Here is a 15508-nt window from a genome sequence, read left to right on the forward strand (position 1 = left end):
TCCCATGGCGCAGGCCGTGCCATGCCCGGACGAAAGCTCCAGGCGGGGCGTCGGCCGCCTAGGAGGAACCTCCAAGCGCGAGGGCGATGTCCAGGGCCGGACGGTCGCCCGCCGAGCCGGCGAAGACCTCCTCGGCGATCTTCCACTCCTCCGGCCTGGCCTGCGCATACGTCTGCCAGCCACGTACGACGACCAGCATCCCCCGCTCGACGGCCCCGGCGGGCCAGAGGGTCTCGTCGCCGAGGCTGTCCGCCAGCGCGTCCCAGTTCCGTCCGAACCAGTCGGGCAGCGCAAGGGCGTGCGCGACGCGGTCCATCAGTCCCGCCTTGTCCGTGACACCGTCGAGGTCGACGGTGACCACGACCCGGCCTGCCAGCTCTTCGCTCATCTCAGTACCGCCCGGAACGTGTTGTAGTGATCATCGGTGTAGTAGAACTCCCCGCCCTGACCGGTGACGATGCGCCTGGCACCACGATCGCGCGACCCCGGGGTGCGCACCGTGTACTCGTGGTAATAGCCACGCGGCTCCTTGGGCAGCCGCCCCTCGAAATTGCCGAACACGGTGTTGTCCTGCCGGTACGGGAAGGGGCCGCCCCGGTCGATGAGGTCCAGCGTCTGCCGGGCCTCGGCCGGCAGCCCGGACCGGCTGATCGTGGCCATCCCCCGGGCCCATGACGGGGCGGAGGAGCCGGCACCGGTGGCTCCGGAGGGACCTGAGGGCGAGCAGCCCGTCAGTAGGACGACGAGCGTGACGAGGAGCCCCGCGAGCACACGGGGGACGAACCGCAGCAGCATGCCGTAGATGTTCCCACGGCCGTCCCACGCGGCCCGTCAGGCCCCGTCGGGGTCCGCCCGGTTCAGGGCGGGCTTCGGCGTCGGTCCCGCCGCCATCAGGTAGTCCGCCGCCGAGGTGTCCGTCACCAGGCTGGTGACGAGCCCGGACCGCAGCACCGCGTCGATCGCGGACCCCTTGCGCTGACCGCCCGCGATCGCGACGACCTCCGGGATGCGGCGCAGCTGGTCGGCCTTGACCGTGATGCACCGCTCCCCCAGGTCCCGCCCGATCCGGCGGCCCTCGGCGTCGAAGAGGTGTGCGGACATCTCGGCGGCTACCCCGAGGGAGGCGTAGTGGGCACGCTCCTCGTCGCTCAGCATGTCGTGCACCGTCGAGATGCCCGGCTCCCAGGAGCCGATGGAGACACAGGCGACCGTGACCTTGTCGAAGTACTCGAAGGCACGGGCGATCCCGGTCTGGTTGCGCAGCGCCGCCGCGGTCGCCGCGTCCGGCAACAGCATCGGCGCGTAGATGGGGTGCGCGTCCCCGCCCGAGACCTGCGCGGCACGGCGCACGGCCTCCACCGAGCCGCGCTCGGCGGTCCCGGCGTCGTACACGCCCGTCAGCTGCACCACCGTGCACGGCGGCAGCCGGTTCAGGGCAGCCGCCATATGAATGGTGGAGCGGCCCCAGGCCAGGCCCAGCACATCGCCCTCGGTCACCAGTTCGCCGAGCAGATCTGCCGCCACCTCGCCCAGGTTCTCCGGGTCGGGCGACTCCTCGACGTCCGCCGGGGACTCGACCACCACGGCGTGTCTGAGGCCGTAGCGGGCGCGCAGCGCGTCGGAGCGCTCGGCGTCCAGCTCGGCCGGGACACGGATCTCGATCCGTACCAGATCCCGTTCGAGAGCGGTCTCCAGGACCCGGGCCACTTTGAAGCGGCTGACGCCGAACTCCTCCGCGATCTGGATCTTGGATTTGCCCTCGAGATAGAAGCGACGGGCCATGGCCGCCGCCTGCACCAGCTCAGCGGGTCCCATCCGCATGGCTGACCGGCCCGCCGACATACCCGACACGGCCATCTCCTCACTGCTGTTCACACTTGGATTCGCCGTTCATCCTTGCAGATCCGGCGTGTTTGATCAGCCCGGACGGACGGCGTTCAGGTTCCGTTGTCTCAGTCGTCGCACGCCCAGGACGCCCGGGCGGTCGCCCGCTCCGCCTGGGCGCGCAGTGCGCGCACCGCCTCGGCCGGGTCCCCGGCCCCGTACACGGCCGAACCGGCCACGAAGACGTCCGCCCCCGCCTCCGCGCACTGTTCGATGGTGGAGGCCGAGACTCCGCCGTCCACCTGGAGCCACAGTTCGAGGCCGTGCTTGCTGATCAGCTCACGGGTGCGGCGGATCTTCGGGAGCATGATGTCCAGGAAGGCCTGGCCGCCGAAGCCGGGCTCGACCGTCATGATCAGCAGCATGTCCAGCTCGGGCAGCAGGTCCTCGTACGGCTCGATCGGGGTCGCGGGCTTGAGGGCCATGGAGGCCCGGGCGCCCTTGGCCCGGATCTCACGGGCGAGCCGCACCGGCGCCGCCGCGGCCTCCACATGGAAGGTCACGGAGCCGGCTCCCGCCTCGACGTACTGCGGGGCCCAGCGATCGGCGTCCTCGATCATCAGATGGCAGTCCAGCGGGATGTCCGTCGCCCGCACCAGGGACTCGACGATCGGCACACCGAGCGTCAAGTTCGGGACGAAGTGGTTGTCCATGACGTCGACGTGGAGCCAGTCGGCGCCCTCCACGGCCTTCGCCTCGTCGGCGAGGCGGGCGAAGTCCGCGGACAGGATGCTGGGGTTGATCTGCACGGCCATGACCCAAGCGTGCCATGCCCGAAGCGGCTTGTTGGCCCCGGTCCGCCCACCGGACCTCCGGCCCGTCCGGACTCCCGCCGCGGACACCGCGACGATCCCCGGCCCACGGTAGGTTCTCGCCCCGTGACAGCAGCACTGACATGCAGGAAGACCCATTCCCTCGAAACGGGGTCCGTCTACGCCTGGGAGACCGCGGAAGGAGCCACCGGAAACGTCCTGATCGACCTGGCGGAAGCGGTCGCCCGCCCCTGCACACCGGAGGGAGCCGTCCTCGGCGAGATGCTCCTCGCGAAAGACGTCGGGAACACGGAGAACCCCGACCCGGACCCGGAGATCCGTCGCGCCTTCCTGATCGCGGCATCGGTGATCTTCCAGGAGGGGGAGCGGCAGGGGCGACTGCCCGACACGATCCGGCGCACCTACTGGTAGCCGAGGCCCCCGCCGGGCGTCCGACGGTCCGGCGGCTGGTGGTCGCGGCCCCCGCCGGCGTCAGGCGGTCCGGCGGACGAGCGCCAGATACATCGCGTCGGTGCCGTGCAGATGCGGCCACAGCTGTACGTCGGGACCGTCGCCGAGGGCCGGTACGCCGGGCAGCAGCGGCCGGGCGTCGATGAGCTCCGCGTCCCCGTGCTGCTTGAGCACATCGTCCACCACGGCACGGGTCTCGGCGAGATGCGGCGAGCAGGTGGCATAGCCGACGACCCCGCCGACGCGCACGGAGCGCAGCGCCGTCCGCAGCAGGGCGCGCTGGAGCGGCCCGAAGTTGTCCAGGTCCTCGGGGCGGCGGCGCCAGCGTGCCTCGGGGCGGCGGCGCAGCGCACCGAGCCCCGTGCAGGGCACATCCATCAGCACCCGGTCGAAGGTGCCGGGGCGCCAGGGCGGGCGGGTGCCGTCGGCGGCGATCACCTGGTAGGGGCCGGGGTTCGAGGCGAGGGCCCTGGCCACCAGACCGGCCCGGTGCGGCTGCTTCTCGGAGGCCAGCAGCACGGCCCCGCGCTCGGCGGCCAGCGCGGCGAGCAGCGCGGCCTTGCCGCCGGGCCCGGCGCAGCCGTCCAGCCACTTCTCGTCGGGCCCCTCCAGGGGCGCGTCGGCCAGGGCGAGCGCGACCAGCTGGCTGCCCTCGTCCTGGACGCCGGCCCGGCCCTCCCGTACGGCCTCCACGGCGCCCGGCTCGCCGCCTTCGGTGAGCCGGACCGCGTAGGGCGACCAGCGGCCCGGTACGGCCGCGTCCTCGCGGAGCAGCTCCTCGGTGGTGGCACGGCCCGGACGGGCGACCAGGGTGACCTCGGGCCGTTCGTTGTCGGCCTCGAGGAGGTCCTCGATCCCGGCGCGCCCGCCGCCGAGCGAGTCCCACAGCGCGGACACGACCCAGCGCGGATGCGAGTGCACCACGGCGAGATGGTCCTCGGGGTCCTTGTCGTAGGGCGGAGCCACTTGCTCCAGCCAGCCGTCGAGGTCGTGCCGCGCGACCTTGCGCAGCACCGCGTTGACGAACTTGGCCCGGCCGTCGCCCAGCACCACCCGGGCCAGCTCGACGGTGGCCGACACTGCGGCATGGCTGGGGATCCGGGTCCCCAGCAGCTGATGGGCGCCCAGGCTCAGCACATCGAGCACCGGCGGGTCCACCTCGCGCAGCGGCCGGTCGACACACTCCGCGAGAACGGCGTCGTACGTCCCCTGTCTGCGCAGCGTCCCGTACACCAGCTCGGTGGCGAGCGCCGCGTCCCGCCCGTCGAAGCCGTCCTTCTCACGCGCCTTGCGCAGCAGCGGGGGCAGCACGAGGTTCGCATAGGCGTCCCGCTCGTCGACGGCCCGCAGGGCCTCGAAGGCGAGGAGACGGACGGGGTCCTTCTGGGGCCGGCGATAGGGCTTGCCGGGCTTGCGGGGACGACGGGGCTGGTCGCTCACGAAAAATGTGCTCCGGTTGAAGGGACGACATGCGCTGTTCCAGCGTACGTCCGTGGGGATCGGGGGAGGTCGGACGGGGTCGGGGAGGATCAGCTCCCGAGGCTCTCCCCGGCGCCGATCCGCACCCCGCGCGCCCAGTCCGCGGCCCGCATCGGCTTCTTGCCCTGGGCCTGCACCCACAGCAGCTCGACCGCGTGGGAACCCGTGCCGGCCTGGACGTTGTTCTTGCCCACGGACAGCTCCCCTGGGGCGAGGTCAGTCCGCTCGGGCCGGGGCGTGACCTGGATGAGCTTGAGCCGTTCGCCGCGGAAGACGGTCCAGGCGCCGGGCGCGGGCGTACAGGCGCGCACCACGCGGTCGACCCGCAGCGCGGGCGCCGACCAGTCGACCCCCGCGTCCTCGACGGTGATCTTCGGGGCGAGCGAGACGCCGTCGGCGGGCTGCGGCACGGCCTTGAGGGTGCCGTCCTCGATGCCGTCCATGGTGGCGGCGAGCAGCCCGGCACCGGCGAAGGCCAGACGGGTGAGGAGGTCGCCGCTGGTGTCGGTGTGCCGGATCCGCTCGGTGATGGTGCCGTAGACGGGCCCGGAGTCGAGCCCCTCCTCGATGAGGAAGGTGGAGGCACCGGTGATCTCGTCGCCGCCGAGGAGGGAGTGCTGCACGGGGGCGGCACCGCGCCACGCGGGAAGCAGGGAGAAGTGCAGATTGACCCAGCCGTGGGCCGGGATGTCCAGCGCGACCCGGGGCAGCAGCGCACCATAGGCGACGACGGGGCAGCAGTCGGGGGCGATCTCCCTCAGCCGGGCCAGGAAGTCCTCGTCGCGGGGCCGGTTCGGCTTGAGGACCTCGATCCCTGCCTCCTCCGCGCGCTCGGCGACGGGACTGGCGACCAGCCTGCGTCCGCGTCCCGCCGGGGCGTCGGGCCGCGTGACGACGGCGGCCACCTCGTGCCGTTCGGACGCGAGCAGAGCGTCCAGCGCGGGGACGGCTACCTCGGGGGTACCTGCGAAGACGAGCCTCATGAGTGGATGACGGCCTCTCGGGCGGGAGTTCTGACGGACCCGCACACCGCCGGCTGCGCCGGGGCGGACGGGCAGCGCACCAGTCTATGGGGGCTCGGGAGCCGGGGGCGCGAGGGCCGCCCCGGCCCACGGCGCACGCCCCGCGCAGCGCGCACCCCCCATGGGGGCGTACGTACACGCTCTTACGCCCCCGCACCGTGACCAGAGCCCCGAAAGCGCGTTGGTCAAGAAAGAGTTGACCACAGCGGGCCCTCGACGCGGCCCGATCCCTTTCAACGCCGGTTCGAGAGGCTTGTTCATGGCCGACCACGCAACCCACGACGCCCAGGCCCGGGCCAGCCTGCACCTGCTGGTCCGGGACATCGAGCGGGTCCGCCGACAGGTGGACGCACTGCGCACCCTCACCGCCCAGTTGGGCAACGTCTACCGCCCGCGCCGTTCCGGCCCTTCCACGGGCTTCGTGGTCTACGGACGCGCCCCCGCGCCGACCGTCCGTCTCGCCCAGGAACTGCGGGACAGTGTCGAGACCCTGGTCACGGCCGCCGTGGACTTCGACCGTTCGCTCGGCTTCTCGTGGGACGCCGTGGGTTCCGCACTCGGGGTCACCAAGCAGGCGGTGCACCGCCGTTACGGCGCCCGCCGCGCCGCCGCGCAGGCCGCGGCCGAGGCCGAGCGCGCGCCGGAGCCGTCAGGCACCCGCACCCTCAATGTGGGCCCTGGCATCCCCACGGTCCCCACCGTCCCCGCGGCCCGCACCATGCCGACCCAGCCGACGGCCGGCAGCCCCACCCTCCGCGAGGACACCCGGCCGACGGCCTTCCCCGGCCCCCGCAACGGCTGACCCACCCGGTGCTGTGACCACGCGGCTGCGCCGCCCACGCGCGCGGGGCCGTGTGCGCACGGCACATGGCCCCTCCCCACACGGTCCAGCCCCACACGGTCCCGTCCCACTCCAGGCGCGGGGACACCGTCGCGCGCCGGACGTCGTACGACGAGGGCCGTGAGGGCGGCGTATGCGCGACCGGAACCGGGCGCGATCGTGCGGGCGGCCGGCTCCCCCGCGAGCGCCCGGGCCTCAGCCGAGGGCGCATACCTCAGCCGATGTCCGGCGGGTCGACCCGGACCCGCACCGTCTGGCCCCCGCCGCTGCCCCCGCGTGCCGTTCTGGCGGCGAGCGCGGTCTTCAACGCGCTCGCCAGCGCGGCCCCGCTCCCGGGCGGCACCCGGACCAGCGCCCGCTCCCCCGGCTCGCCCCCCGGCGCCTCCCCGGTCCGCCGCGGCCGTCCGGCCTCGGTGACCGGCAGCGGCACCGGGCCCAGCACCTCCGCGTCCGACGGGAGCTGCACCCCGTCGAGGAACTCCGGCACGGCCCCGGCCGGCCCCGACACGGCCGCCATCCTCGACACCGGGGGGAAGCCCAGTTCGGCCCGCTCGGCCAGCTCCCGCAGCGCATGCCCGACGGGGTCCCAGCGCACCAGCGCCTGCACGGGCCGCAGCGTCGGCTCGGCCACGACCACCACGGTGCCGCCGGCCGACTGCGGACGCACCAGCGCGGCGGCGCCGAGCCACCGCCGCAGCGCCTCCTCACTCGCCCGCAGATCGGGCCGCCCGAGCATGGCCCATCCGTCGAGGAGCACCGCCGCCGCATACCCGCCCTCGGCGACGGGCTCGGCCCCCGGGGTGCTGACCACCAGGGCGGGCGTCCCCGGCACCGTGTCCAGCACCTGCTCCCGTCCCGAGGTCCGCACCGGAACCGCGGGAAACGCGCGTCCCAGCTCCTCGGCGGTACGCCGGGCGCCCACGACACTGGCGCGCAGCCGGAACCCTCCGCACGCACCACAGTGCCAGGCGGTCTCCTCCCGCCCGCACCACCCGCACCGCAGCTCCCCCGCCTCCTGCGCGGCCAGGGGCCCGGCACAGTGCCGGCAGCGGGCGGGCTCCCGGCACCGCTCGCAGGCCAGCCGGGGCACATAGCCGCGCCGGGGCACCTGCACCAGGACCGGCCCCCGCCGCAGCCCGTCCCGTACGACCTCCCAGGCGAGGGTCGGCAGACGGGCCGCCCGGGCCGCCCCGTCCCGGGCGAGGTCGCCGTCCCCCACCGTCCGCACCAGCGGGGCGGCGGCCCGCACCTGCTCGCGGTCGGCGGCCAGCGGCACGGCCCACCCGCTCTCCACCAGTTGGGCGGCCTCCACGGTGCAGCCCCAACTCCCCAGCAGAAAGGCGCACTTGTCACGGGTGGCGCGCAGCTCCAGCACCTCGCGGACATGGGGGAAGGGGGCGTGTTCGTCGCTGTGCCCCGAGTCGCCGTCGTCCCAGACGACCACCAGACCGAGATTCTGCACGGGGGCGAACATGGCGGCCCGGGTCCCGACGACGGCCCGTACCGCCCCGCGTCGCACCGCGAGCCATTCCCGGTAGCGCCGCTCCTGCCCGGCGTCGGCGGTCAGCAGGGCATGTCCGCCCTCGCCCAGGAGCGCGCGCAGGGCCGCGTCGACCCGCGCGGCGGGCCGTCCGGCGGGCACCACGACCAGCGCACCCCGGCCGGAGGCCAGCGTGGCCTGCACGGCACGGGCCGTCTCCTCCGCCCACCGGGGCCCCGGCAGCGCCGTCCACACGGCGCGGGGCGCACCTCCGGAGGCCAGCGAGCGCAGAAAGTCCTCGCCCCGCCCATAGCTGCGCCAGGACCCTGGGTCGGGTGCGGGGGGCGGCGGGGGCGGCGGCCCCGTCTCCGCGGCCTCGGCGCGGGCGTGCCGCGGTGGAACGGCCAGTTGCAGCACATCGGCGAGACTGCCCGCATACCGGTCGGCGACGGCCCTGGCCAGCGCCAGCAGCTCGGGCGACAGCACGGGCTCAGGCGACACGACCTGTGCCAGCGCCGCGAGGGGACCCCGGTAGTCGGACTCGGCCACCCGCTCGACCAGGTACCCGTCGATGAGTGCGCCGCCCTCGCGCCGCCCGCCGCGCACGGTGCGCCCGCCGGCCCCGAACCGCACCCGTACCCTGACCCCCGGCCGGGCGACGGCGTCGAGTTCCTCGGGCACGGCGTAGTCGAAGTACCGGTCCAGATGCAGCACGCCCTTGTCGACCACGACCCGGGCGACGGGCAGTTCCTCGGCCAGTGCGGCGCCCCGCCAGGTGCGCGGCTTGGCCCTGGGCTCCTTGGCCTTGCGCACGGCGTCCCGTATCAGCGCAAGCTGCTCGGGCGGTCCGGTCTCTTCGCCGCCCGCCCGTCGCCGCCCGTTTCCGCTGCTCACGCTTGCATTCTTACCAAACACCACCGACAACGACGCGGGGCCGAGAGCACATCGGGCCACCGGCCCGCGACGGACCGCCCCGGACGCCGTCAGAAGCCCGTCACGGGCCGGGCCCCGGGTCGGTCGTGGAACAGGCCGAGGCCCGGCGCCCCTGCCGGGACACCGGGCCTCATGGCACAAGCCGGTAGGCACACGCGAGGAGGAGCTCCCCGCGCGAGGGGCTGCTACAGCCCCACTGCCTTGCGCAGCGCGTCCACCCGGTCGGTGCGCTCCCAGGTGAAGTCGGGGAGCTCACGGCCGAAGTGGCCGTACGCGGCGGTCTGGGAGTAGATCGGGCGCAGCAGGTCGAGGTCGCGGATGATCGCGGCCGGGCGGAGGTCGAAGACCTCGGCGATCGCGTGCTCGATCTTCTCGGCGTCCACCTTGGCCGTGCCGAAGGTCTCCACGAACAGGCCCACCGGCTCGGCCTTGCCGATGGCGTAGGCGACCTGGACCTCGCAGCGGGCGGCCAGTCCCGCGGCGACCACGTTCTTGGCCACCCAGCGCATCGCGTAGGCGGCGCTGCGGTCCACCTTGGACGGGTCCTTGCCGGAGAAGGCGCCGCCGCCGTGCCGGGCCATACCGCCGTAGGTGTCGATGATGATCTTCCGACCGGTCAGACCCGCGTCACCCATCGGGCCGCCGATCTCGAAACGGCCGGTCGGGTTGACCAGCAGCCGGTAGCCGTCGGTCTCCAGCTTGATGCCGTCGTCCAGCAGCGCCCTCAGCTCCGGCTCCACCACGAACTCGCGGATGTCGGGGGCCAGCAGGGACTCCAGGTCGATGTCGCTGGCGTGCTGCGAGGAGACCACCACCGTGTCGAGACGGGCCGCCTTGTCGCCGTCGTACTCGATGGTGACCTGGGTCTTTCCGTCCGGGCGAAGATAGGGGATCGTGCCGTTCTTGCGGACGTCCGACAGCCGCTTGGACAGCCGGTGGGCCAGGAAGATCGGCAGCGGCATCAGGGTCGGCGTCTCGTCCGTCGCATAACCGAACATCAGGCCCTGGTCACCGGCGCCCTGCCGGTCCAGCTCGTCGTCGTCGCCCTCGACACGCGTCTCGTACGCCGTGTCCACACCCTGGGCGATGTCCGGGGACTGGGAACCGATCGACACCGAGACACCGCAGGAGGCGCCGTCGAAGCCCTTCTTGGAGGAGTCGTAACCGATCTCGAGGATCTTGTTGCGCACCAGCGTGGCGATGTCCGCGTAGGCCTTGGTGGTGACCTCGCCGGCCACATGCACCAGGCCGGTGGTGATCAGCGTCTCCACGGCGACCCGGGAGGTCGGGTCCTCACGCAGAAGCGCATCGAGAATGGTGTCGCTGATCTGGTCAGCGATCTTGTCGGGGTGACCTTCGGTCACGGACTCCGAGGTGAACAGGCGACGGGACACAACGCTCCCTGGGGTTGCAGCGGCTGCTGGCTGATCATTGGCGGACGGGACGGGGGCTGCGCCCGGGGTCGTCCGGAGAACAGTTTATCGGTCGCACTCGGCCACCGGCCCACGTGTCTCGCCTCTCGGGAGCGCTGTGACCTGCGGCACGGGCATTCTGCCCAAAGCGGTGCGCTCTTTCCAGGGTCGCCACGCGCGAATGTCCGAGCCGTGGGACGGTACGCCGACGAGGGGAGCTTTCAGGCCAGACGGCGGGCCACAAGATCCCACACGATTTCGGCCAGTGCCTCCTTGGGACCGTGGGGCACCGGGGTCTCGCTGCCGTCGGCGCCCAGGACGACCGCCTCGTTCTCCTCGGAGCCGAAGGTCTTGCGCTCCCCCACCTCGTTCACCACGAGCAGGTCACAGCCCTTGCGTTCCAGTTTGGTCCGGCCGTTGGCCAGGACCTGGTCCGTCTCCGCGGCGAAGCCGACGATCACCTGGCCCGGACGGGCGCGGTCGGCGGAGATCTCCGCGAGAATGTCCGGATTCCTGATCAGGGCGATGGGCTCGGGGTCCTGGCCGTCCTTCTTCTTGATCTTCCCCGGCGCATAGGCCGCGGGGCGGAAGTCGGCCACGGCCGCCGCCATCACCACGGCGTCCGCGTCCGCGGCGGCCTTCAGCACCGCCTCGCGCAGCTGGACCGCGGTCCCCACCGGTACGACATCGACCCCGGCCGGATCGGGCAGGGTCGTGTTGGCGGCGATCAGGGTGACCCGGGCGCCCCGGGCCGCGGCGGTGCGGGCGAGGGCGTAGCCCTGCTTGCCGGAGGAGCGGTTGCCGAGGAACCGGACGGGGTCGAGGGGTTCCCGGGTGCCGCCGGCGCTGACCACGAGATGGCGGCCCGCGAGGTCCGGCTCCGTCACGCCCCGGGCGAGCACCCGGCGGCAGACCTCGAAGATCTCGGCCGGGTCGGGCAGCCGGCCCTTTCCGGTGTCCACTCCGGTCAGTCGTCCGACGGCGGGTTCGATGACGAGGGCACCGCGCCGGCGCAGCGTCGCCACGTTCTCCCGGGTGGCGGGGTGTTCCCACATCTCGGTGTGCATCGCCGGGGCGAAGACGACGGGACAGCGGGCGGTGAGGAGTGTGTTGGTGAGCAGGTCGTCGGCGAGGCCGTGGGCGGCCTTGGCGAGCAGGTCGGCGGTGGCGGGGGCCACGACCACCAGGTCGGCGTGCTGTCCGATGCGGACGTGCGGGACCTCGTGGACGTCGTCCCAGACCTGGGTGGAGACCGGGTTGCCGGAGAGGGCGGACCAGGTGGCGGCGCCCACGAAGTGCAGTGCGGAGTCGGTCGGCACGACGCGGACCTCATGTCCGGACTCGGTCAGCCGGCGCAGCAGCTCGCACGCCTTGTAGGCGGCGATCCCGCCACTGACCCCCAGAACGACCTTCGGCTTGCCCACCGGGCCTCCCCACACTCGATCCGCGTCCGCCCCCGGCTCGGGGTACGCGTCTATGACACACCACGGGCCCGACAGTCGCTCCCCCGGCCACCGCCGGGAGGTGCCCCCTGTCGGGCCCGTGGAAAAACTTCTGCGCTGCCGCTTACTGCGCCGGGCCCTCGATGGCCTCGGAGGTCAGCAGGCCGGCGTTGATCTCGCGCAGGGCGATCGAGAGCGGCTTCTCGTGGACATGGGTGTCGACGAGCGGACCGACGTACTCAAGGAGGCCCTCGCCGAGCTGCGAGTAGTACGCGTTGATCTGGCGGGCCCGCTTGGCCGCGTAGATCACGAGGCTGTACTTCGAGTCGGTGGCTTCGAGGAGCTCATCGATCGGCGGGTTGATGATGCCCTCGGGCGCGGTGATGGAAGAGGACACGCTCTACCTTCCGAAAGTCGGGGATTGATCGGACGGGGATCGATCAGACATGATCACCCAAACCTGATCACACAACGTTCATCAAGGCTAGCAGCTCGCGCGCCACATCCTCGACCGAGGTGTTGACCAGGGTCTCGTCGAACTCGGGCTCGGCCGCCAGCTCGGTCTTGGCCGCCTCCAGACGGCGGTCGATGACCTCGGGCGACTCGGTGCCCCGCCCGGTGAGCCTGCGCACCAGCTCCTCCCAGGAGGGAGGCGCCAGAAACACCAGCTGCGCCTCGGGCATGGACGCACGGACCTGCCGGGCACCCTGGAGGTCGATCTCCAGCAGGACCGGAACTCCGGCCTCGAGGTGCTCCAGCACGGCGGCCCGGGGCGTGCCGTAGCGGTTGCCGGCGAACTCGGCCCACTCCAGCAGCTCACCGTTGGCGATCAGCTTGTCCATCTCGTCGTCGGTGACGAAGAAGTAGTGGACTCCGTGCCGCTCGCCGGGGCGCGGCTTGCGGGTCGTCGCCGACACCGAGAGCCAGACCTCGGGGTGTTCCTTGCGCATATGGGCGACGACCGTGCTCTTGCCGACCCCGGAGGGGCCGGAGAGCACGGTCAGCCGCGGACGTGCGTCCGGGGGTACGGGGGTCGTCCCCCGGGGTGTTGCTGCCATGCAGCGATTATTCCAGCAAACCCGGAGTGCCCCGGACTCAGCTGGGGGCGCCGCCGAACTCCCGCTCCAGGGAGGCGATCTGGTTGGAGCCGAGCCCTCGGACACGGCGGCTCTCGGAGATGCCGAGTCGCTCCATGATCTGCTTGGCGCGGACCTTGCCCACGCCCGGGAGGGATTCGAGGAGGGCGGAGACCTTCATCTTGCCGATGACGTCGTTCTCCTGGCCCTGCTTGATGACCTCGTGCAGGGAGGCGCCGGAGTGCTTGAGTCGATTCTTGACCTCGGCCCGCTCCCGGCGAGCCGCGGCGGCCTTTTCGAGCGCGGCTGCGCGCTGTTCAGGGGTAAGGGGCGGAAGAGCCACGCCTACGTCACCTCGGATGTCGAACTGTCGGATACGGACCGGTGAGGAACCTAGTCGCCCCACACCTGGGGAGCCACGAGCAACACGCTTGCCCGTTCTCCCCCCACTGCCCTGAGGGCGTGGGGGGTGTCCCACTCGTCGGAGACTAGCGGGCGAGCGGGCCTGAGTCAGCGAGAACGGAGGAAAAGTCCTGGTCAGCCTCTGTTGAGCCAGACCTTTCGGACATAATGCACCGGATTTGCGCGTGGATGCGGGCTCAGGAGGCCCCGGAGGCACCTCCGGGCGCAGCTGTGCGATCCTCGTGGCGGTCCCGGCCGGACGCCACGGCGGCCCGGATCTCCTCCGCGAAGCGTTCCGCGGCGTCACGGAGCGTGATGACGTCGGGACCGTGGCGCAGCACGCCCCGGCTCACGCTGGGCACCACATTGCGCACCGCCGCCCCGAAGACGGCGGGCAGATCGGCCGGAGTCGCTCCCTGGGCACCGATGCCGGGCGCGAGCAGGGGGCCGTTGACATCGAGGTCGTAGGACGACAGATCGCCCAGGGTGGCGCCGACGACCGCGCCGAAGGAACCCAGGGGTTCCTGGCCCGCGTTCTCGGTGGCGAGGTGCGCGAGGATCGTCGCCCCCACGGTGCGTCCGTCGGGCCGCACGGCGTGCTGGATCTCGGCGCCCTCCGGGTTGGAGGTCAGCGCCAGCACGAACAGCCCGGCGCCGCTCTCCCGGGCCAGCTCGACGGCCGGTGCGAGAGCGCCGAAGCCGAGGTAGGGCGAGACCGTGAGGGCGTCGGAGAAGAGCGGGGCGTCCTTCCTCAGGAAGGACTCGGCGTAGGCGGCCATGGTCGAGCCGATGTCGCCGCGCTTGGCGTCCATGACCACCAGCGCCCCGGCGGCCCGGGCCTCCTCGACCGTCTTCTCCAGGACGGCGACCCCGCGCGACCCGAAACGCTCGAAGAACGCGCTCTGCGGCTTGAGGACGGCGACCCGCTCGGCCAGCGCCGCCACGACCGTGCGGCTGAACCGCTCCAGGCCCGCGATGTCGTCGTTCAGGCCCCACTCGGCGAGCAGCGCGGCATGCGGGTCGATGCCGACGCACAACGGGCCGCGCTCGTCCATGGCCCGGCGCAGGCGCGCACCGAAAGGTGTCACGGAGGTGGGGTGGGAGTTCATGCGGGCTTCCTCACATCGGCGCCGACCGCGTCGGCGAGGGTGGCGTAGGGGCTGGTGCGCAGACGTGCCACCAGTCCCTTGTGGAGGGCGCGGCTCCAGAAGGGTCCCCGGTAGATGAAGGCGCTGTAGCCCTGGACCAGGGTGGCGCCCGCCAGGATGCGCTGCCAGGCGTCCTCGGCGTCCTCGATGCCGCCGACGCCCACCAGGGTGATGCGGTCGCCCACGCGTGCGTAGAGGCGGCGCAGCACCTCGAGGGAGCGCGCCTTGAGCGGGGCGCCCGACAGTCCCCCGGTCTCCTTCACCAGGGAGGGGTCGGAGGCCAGGCCGAGTCCCTCCCGGGCGATGGTGGTGTTGGTGGCGATGATCCCGTCCAGGCCCAGCTCCACGGCGAGGTCCGCGACCGCGTCGACGTCCTCGTCGGCGAGGTCCGGGGCGATCTTCACCAGGAGCGGGACGCGCCGCCCGGTGACCGTGCGGTCGGCTGCCTCCCGGACGGCGGTCAGCAGCGGGCGCAGCGCCTCGGTGGCCTGCAGATTGCGCAGGCCGGGGGTGTTCGGGGAGGAGACGTTGACCACCAGATAGTCGGCGTACGGGGCGAGCCGCTCGGTGGACTTCACATAGTCCCCGACGGCCTCCGCCTCCGGGACGACCTTGGTCTTGCCGATGTTGACGCCCACCACGGTCCTGAAGACCGGTGTGCGGGAGGCCAGGCGCGCGGCGACGGCCAGCGAGCCCTCGTTGTTGAAGCCCATCCGGTTGATCAGCGCCCGGTCCGGGACCAGGCGGAACAGCCGCTTCCCGGGATTGCCCGGCTGAGGCTCCCCGGTGACCGTGCCGATCTCGACATGGTCGAAGCCGAGCATCGCCATCCCGTCGATCGCCAGGGCGTTCTTGTCGAAGCCGGCCGCGAGCCCGAAGGGGCCGTGCATCCGCAGTCCGAAGGCCTCGGTGCGCAGTTCCTTGTGGCGGGGCGCGAGCGCGGCCGCGAGGAAGGTGCGCAGCACCGGGACGCGCGCGGCGCGACGGATCCAGCCGAAGGCGAGGTGGTGGGCCCGTTCCGGGTCCATGTGCCGGAAAACGAGGCGGAAGAAGTACATGTACATGGGTGGTGTCCTCCGGAAGCCTGAGGGAGCCGTCCTACCGGCCCGGCCGAGGGGTCCCTCATGACGAGGGGGACACCGTTTCCGATGTCCCCCTCGGGGCTG

Annotated in this window: 16 protein-coding genes; 2 read left to right on the forward strand and 14 right to left on the reverse strand. The window is 72.6% G+C overall.

Annotated elements, in window-relative coordinates; all coding sequences use genetic code 11:
* Nucleotides 1-58 precede the first annotated feature (58 nt).
* The 4 genes from CP978_RS06895 to rpe all read right to left on the reverse strand — a co-directional run bounded on the left by CP978_RS06895 (nt 59) and on the right by rpe (nt 2639).
* A complete protein-coding gene (locus tag CP978_RS06895) occupies nt 59-388 on the reverse strand; it encodes a barstar family protein (RefSeq protein WP_043438469.1) in 330 nt (109 codons plus the stop codon).
* Nucleotides 385-795 (reverse strand): guanyl-specific ribonuclease, encoded by a 411-nt coding sequence (locus tag CP978_RS06900; protein WP_043438470.1) that lies wholly within the window; start codon nt 793-795, stop codon nt 385-387. Before CP978_RS06900 ends, CP978_RS06895 begins: the two co-directional genes overlap by 4 nt.
* A gap of 36 nt (nt 796-831) precedes the next feature.
* Nucleotides 832-1875: a sugar-binding transcriptional regulator gene (locus CP978_RS06905; protein WP_043438471.1), complete on the reverse strand. Its 1044-nt coding sequence runs from the start codon at nt 1873-1875 to the stop codon at nt 832-834.
* Nucleotides 1876-1952: 77 nt separating this feature from the next.
* On the reverse strand, nt 1953-2639 hold the full coding sequence (gene rpe, locus CP978_RS06910) for a ribulose-phosphate 3-epimerase (protein ID WP_043438473.1): 687 nt from the start codon (nt 2637-2639) through the stop codon (nt 1953-1955).
* Nucleotides 2640-2762: 123 nt separating this feature from the next.
* On the opposite strand from rpe, the gene CP978_RS06915 reads away from it, so the two are divergent.
* Nucleotides 2763-3068 carry a hypothetical protein gene (locus tag CP978_RS06915; RefSeq protein ID WP_043438474.1) on the forward strand — a complete coding sequence of 102 codons (306 nt, stop codon included), beginning with the start codon at nt 2763-2765 and terminating at the stop codon, nt 3066-3068.
* Between the two features lie 60 nt (nt 3069-3128).
* Here CP978_RS06915 and CP978_RS06920 read toward each other — a convergent pair whose 3' ends face one another.
* Both CP978_RS06920 and fmt read right to left on the reverse strand, forming a co-directional pair.
* The gene (locus tag CP978_RS06920) at nt 3129-4547 is read right to left on the reverse strand and encodes an RsmB/NOP family class I SAM-dependent RNA methyltransferase (RefSeq protein WP_043438475.1); all 1419 of its coding nucleotides are present in this window, start codon (nt 4545-4547) and stop codon (nt 3129-3131) included.
* A gap of 89 nt (nt 4548-4636) precedes the next feature.
* Nucleotides 4637-5569: a methionyl-tRNA formyltransferase gene (fmt, locus tag CP978_RS06925; protein WP_043438477.1), complete on the reverse strand. Its 933-nt coding sequence runs from the start codon at nt 5567-5569 to the stop codon at nt 4637-4639.
* Nucleotides 5570-5867: 298 nt separating this feature from the next.
* Here fmt and CP978_RS06930 point away from each other — a divergent pair, with 298 nt between their 5' ends.
* On the forward strand, nt 5868-6410 hold the full coding sequence (locus tag CP978_RS06930) for a hypothetical protein (protein ID WP_043438478.1): 543 nt from the start codon (nt 5868-5870) through the stop codon (nt 6408-6410).
* A 253-nt stretch (nt 6411-6663) separates the two neighbouring features.
* Here the strand turns inward: CP978_RS06930 and CP978_RS06935 are convergent, their stop codons facing one another.
* The 8 genes from CP978_RS06935 to CP978_RS06970 all read right to left on the reverse strand — a co-directional run bounded on the left by CP978_RS06935 (nt 6664) and on the right by CP978_RS06970 (nt 15406).
* Nucleotides 6664-8823: a primosomal protein N' gene (locus CP978_RS06935; protein ID WP_043438479.1), complete on the reverse strand. Its 2160-nt coding sequence runs from the start codon at nt 8821-8823 to the stop codon at nt 6664-6666.
* Between the two features lie 224 nt (nt 8824-9047).
* Nucleotides 9048-10256 (reverse strand): methionine adenosyltransferase, encoded by a 1209-nt coding sequence (gene metK, locus CP978_RS06940; RefSeq protein WP_043438480.1) that lies wholly within the window; start codon nt 10254-10256, stop codon nt 9048-9050.
* A gap of 239 nt (nt 10257-10495) precedes the next feature.
* A complete protein-coding gene (gene coaBC, locus CP978_RS06945) occupies nt 10496-11698 on the reverse strand; it encodes a bifunctional phosphopantothenoylcysteine decarboxylase/phosphopantothenate--cysteine ligase CoaBC (protein ID WP_043438481.1) in 1203 nt (400 codons plus the stop codon).
* 142 nt (nt 11699-11840) lie between these two features.
* Nucleotides 11841-12113: a DNA-directed RNA polymerase subunit omega gene (rpoZ, locus tag CP978_RS06950; protein WP_005319902.1), complete on the reverse strand. Its 273-nt coding sequence runs from the start codon at nt 12111-12113 to the stop codon at nt 11841-11843.
* Nucleotides 12114-12180: 67 nt separating this feature from the next.
* Nucleotides 12181-12774 carry a guanylate kinase gene (gene gmk / locus CP978_RS06955; RefSeq protein WP_052454049.1) on the reverse strand — a complete coding sequence of 198 codons (594 nt, stop codon included), beginning with the start codon at nt 12772-12774 and terminating at the stop codon, nt 12181-12183.
* A gap of 37 nt (nt 12775-12811) precedes the next feature.
* Nucleotides 12812-13135, reverse strand: coding sequence for an integration host factor (locus CP978_RS06960; RefSeq protein ID WP_043438486.1), 324 nt, complete (start codon nt 13133-13135; stop codon nt 12812-12814).
* Between the two features lie 256 nt (nt 13136-13391).
* Complete coding sequence (gene pyrF / locus CP978_RS06965) at nt 13392-14303, reverse strand: orotidine-5'-phosphate decarboxylase (protein WP_052454050.1); 912 nt, start codon at nt 14301-14303, stop codon at nt 13392-13394.
* On the reverse strand, nt 14300-15406 hold the full coding sequence (locus CP978_RS06970; protein WP_043438488.1) for a quinone-dependent dihydroorotate dehydrogenase: 1107 nt from the start codon (nt 15404-15406) through the stop codon (nt 14300-14302). Before CP978_RS06970 ends, pyrF begins: the two co-directional genes overlap by 4 nt.
* Between the last annotated feature and the right edge of the window lie 102 nt (nt 15407-15508).

Origin of the sequence: Streptomyces nodosus, assembly GCF_008704995.1 — a bacterium.
Taxonomy (GTDB): domain Bacteria; phylum Actinomycetota; class Actinomycetes; order Streptomycetales; family Streptomycetaceae; genus Streptomyces; species Streptomyces nodosus.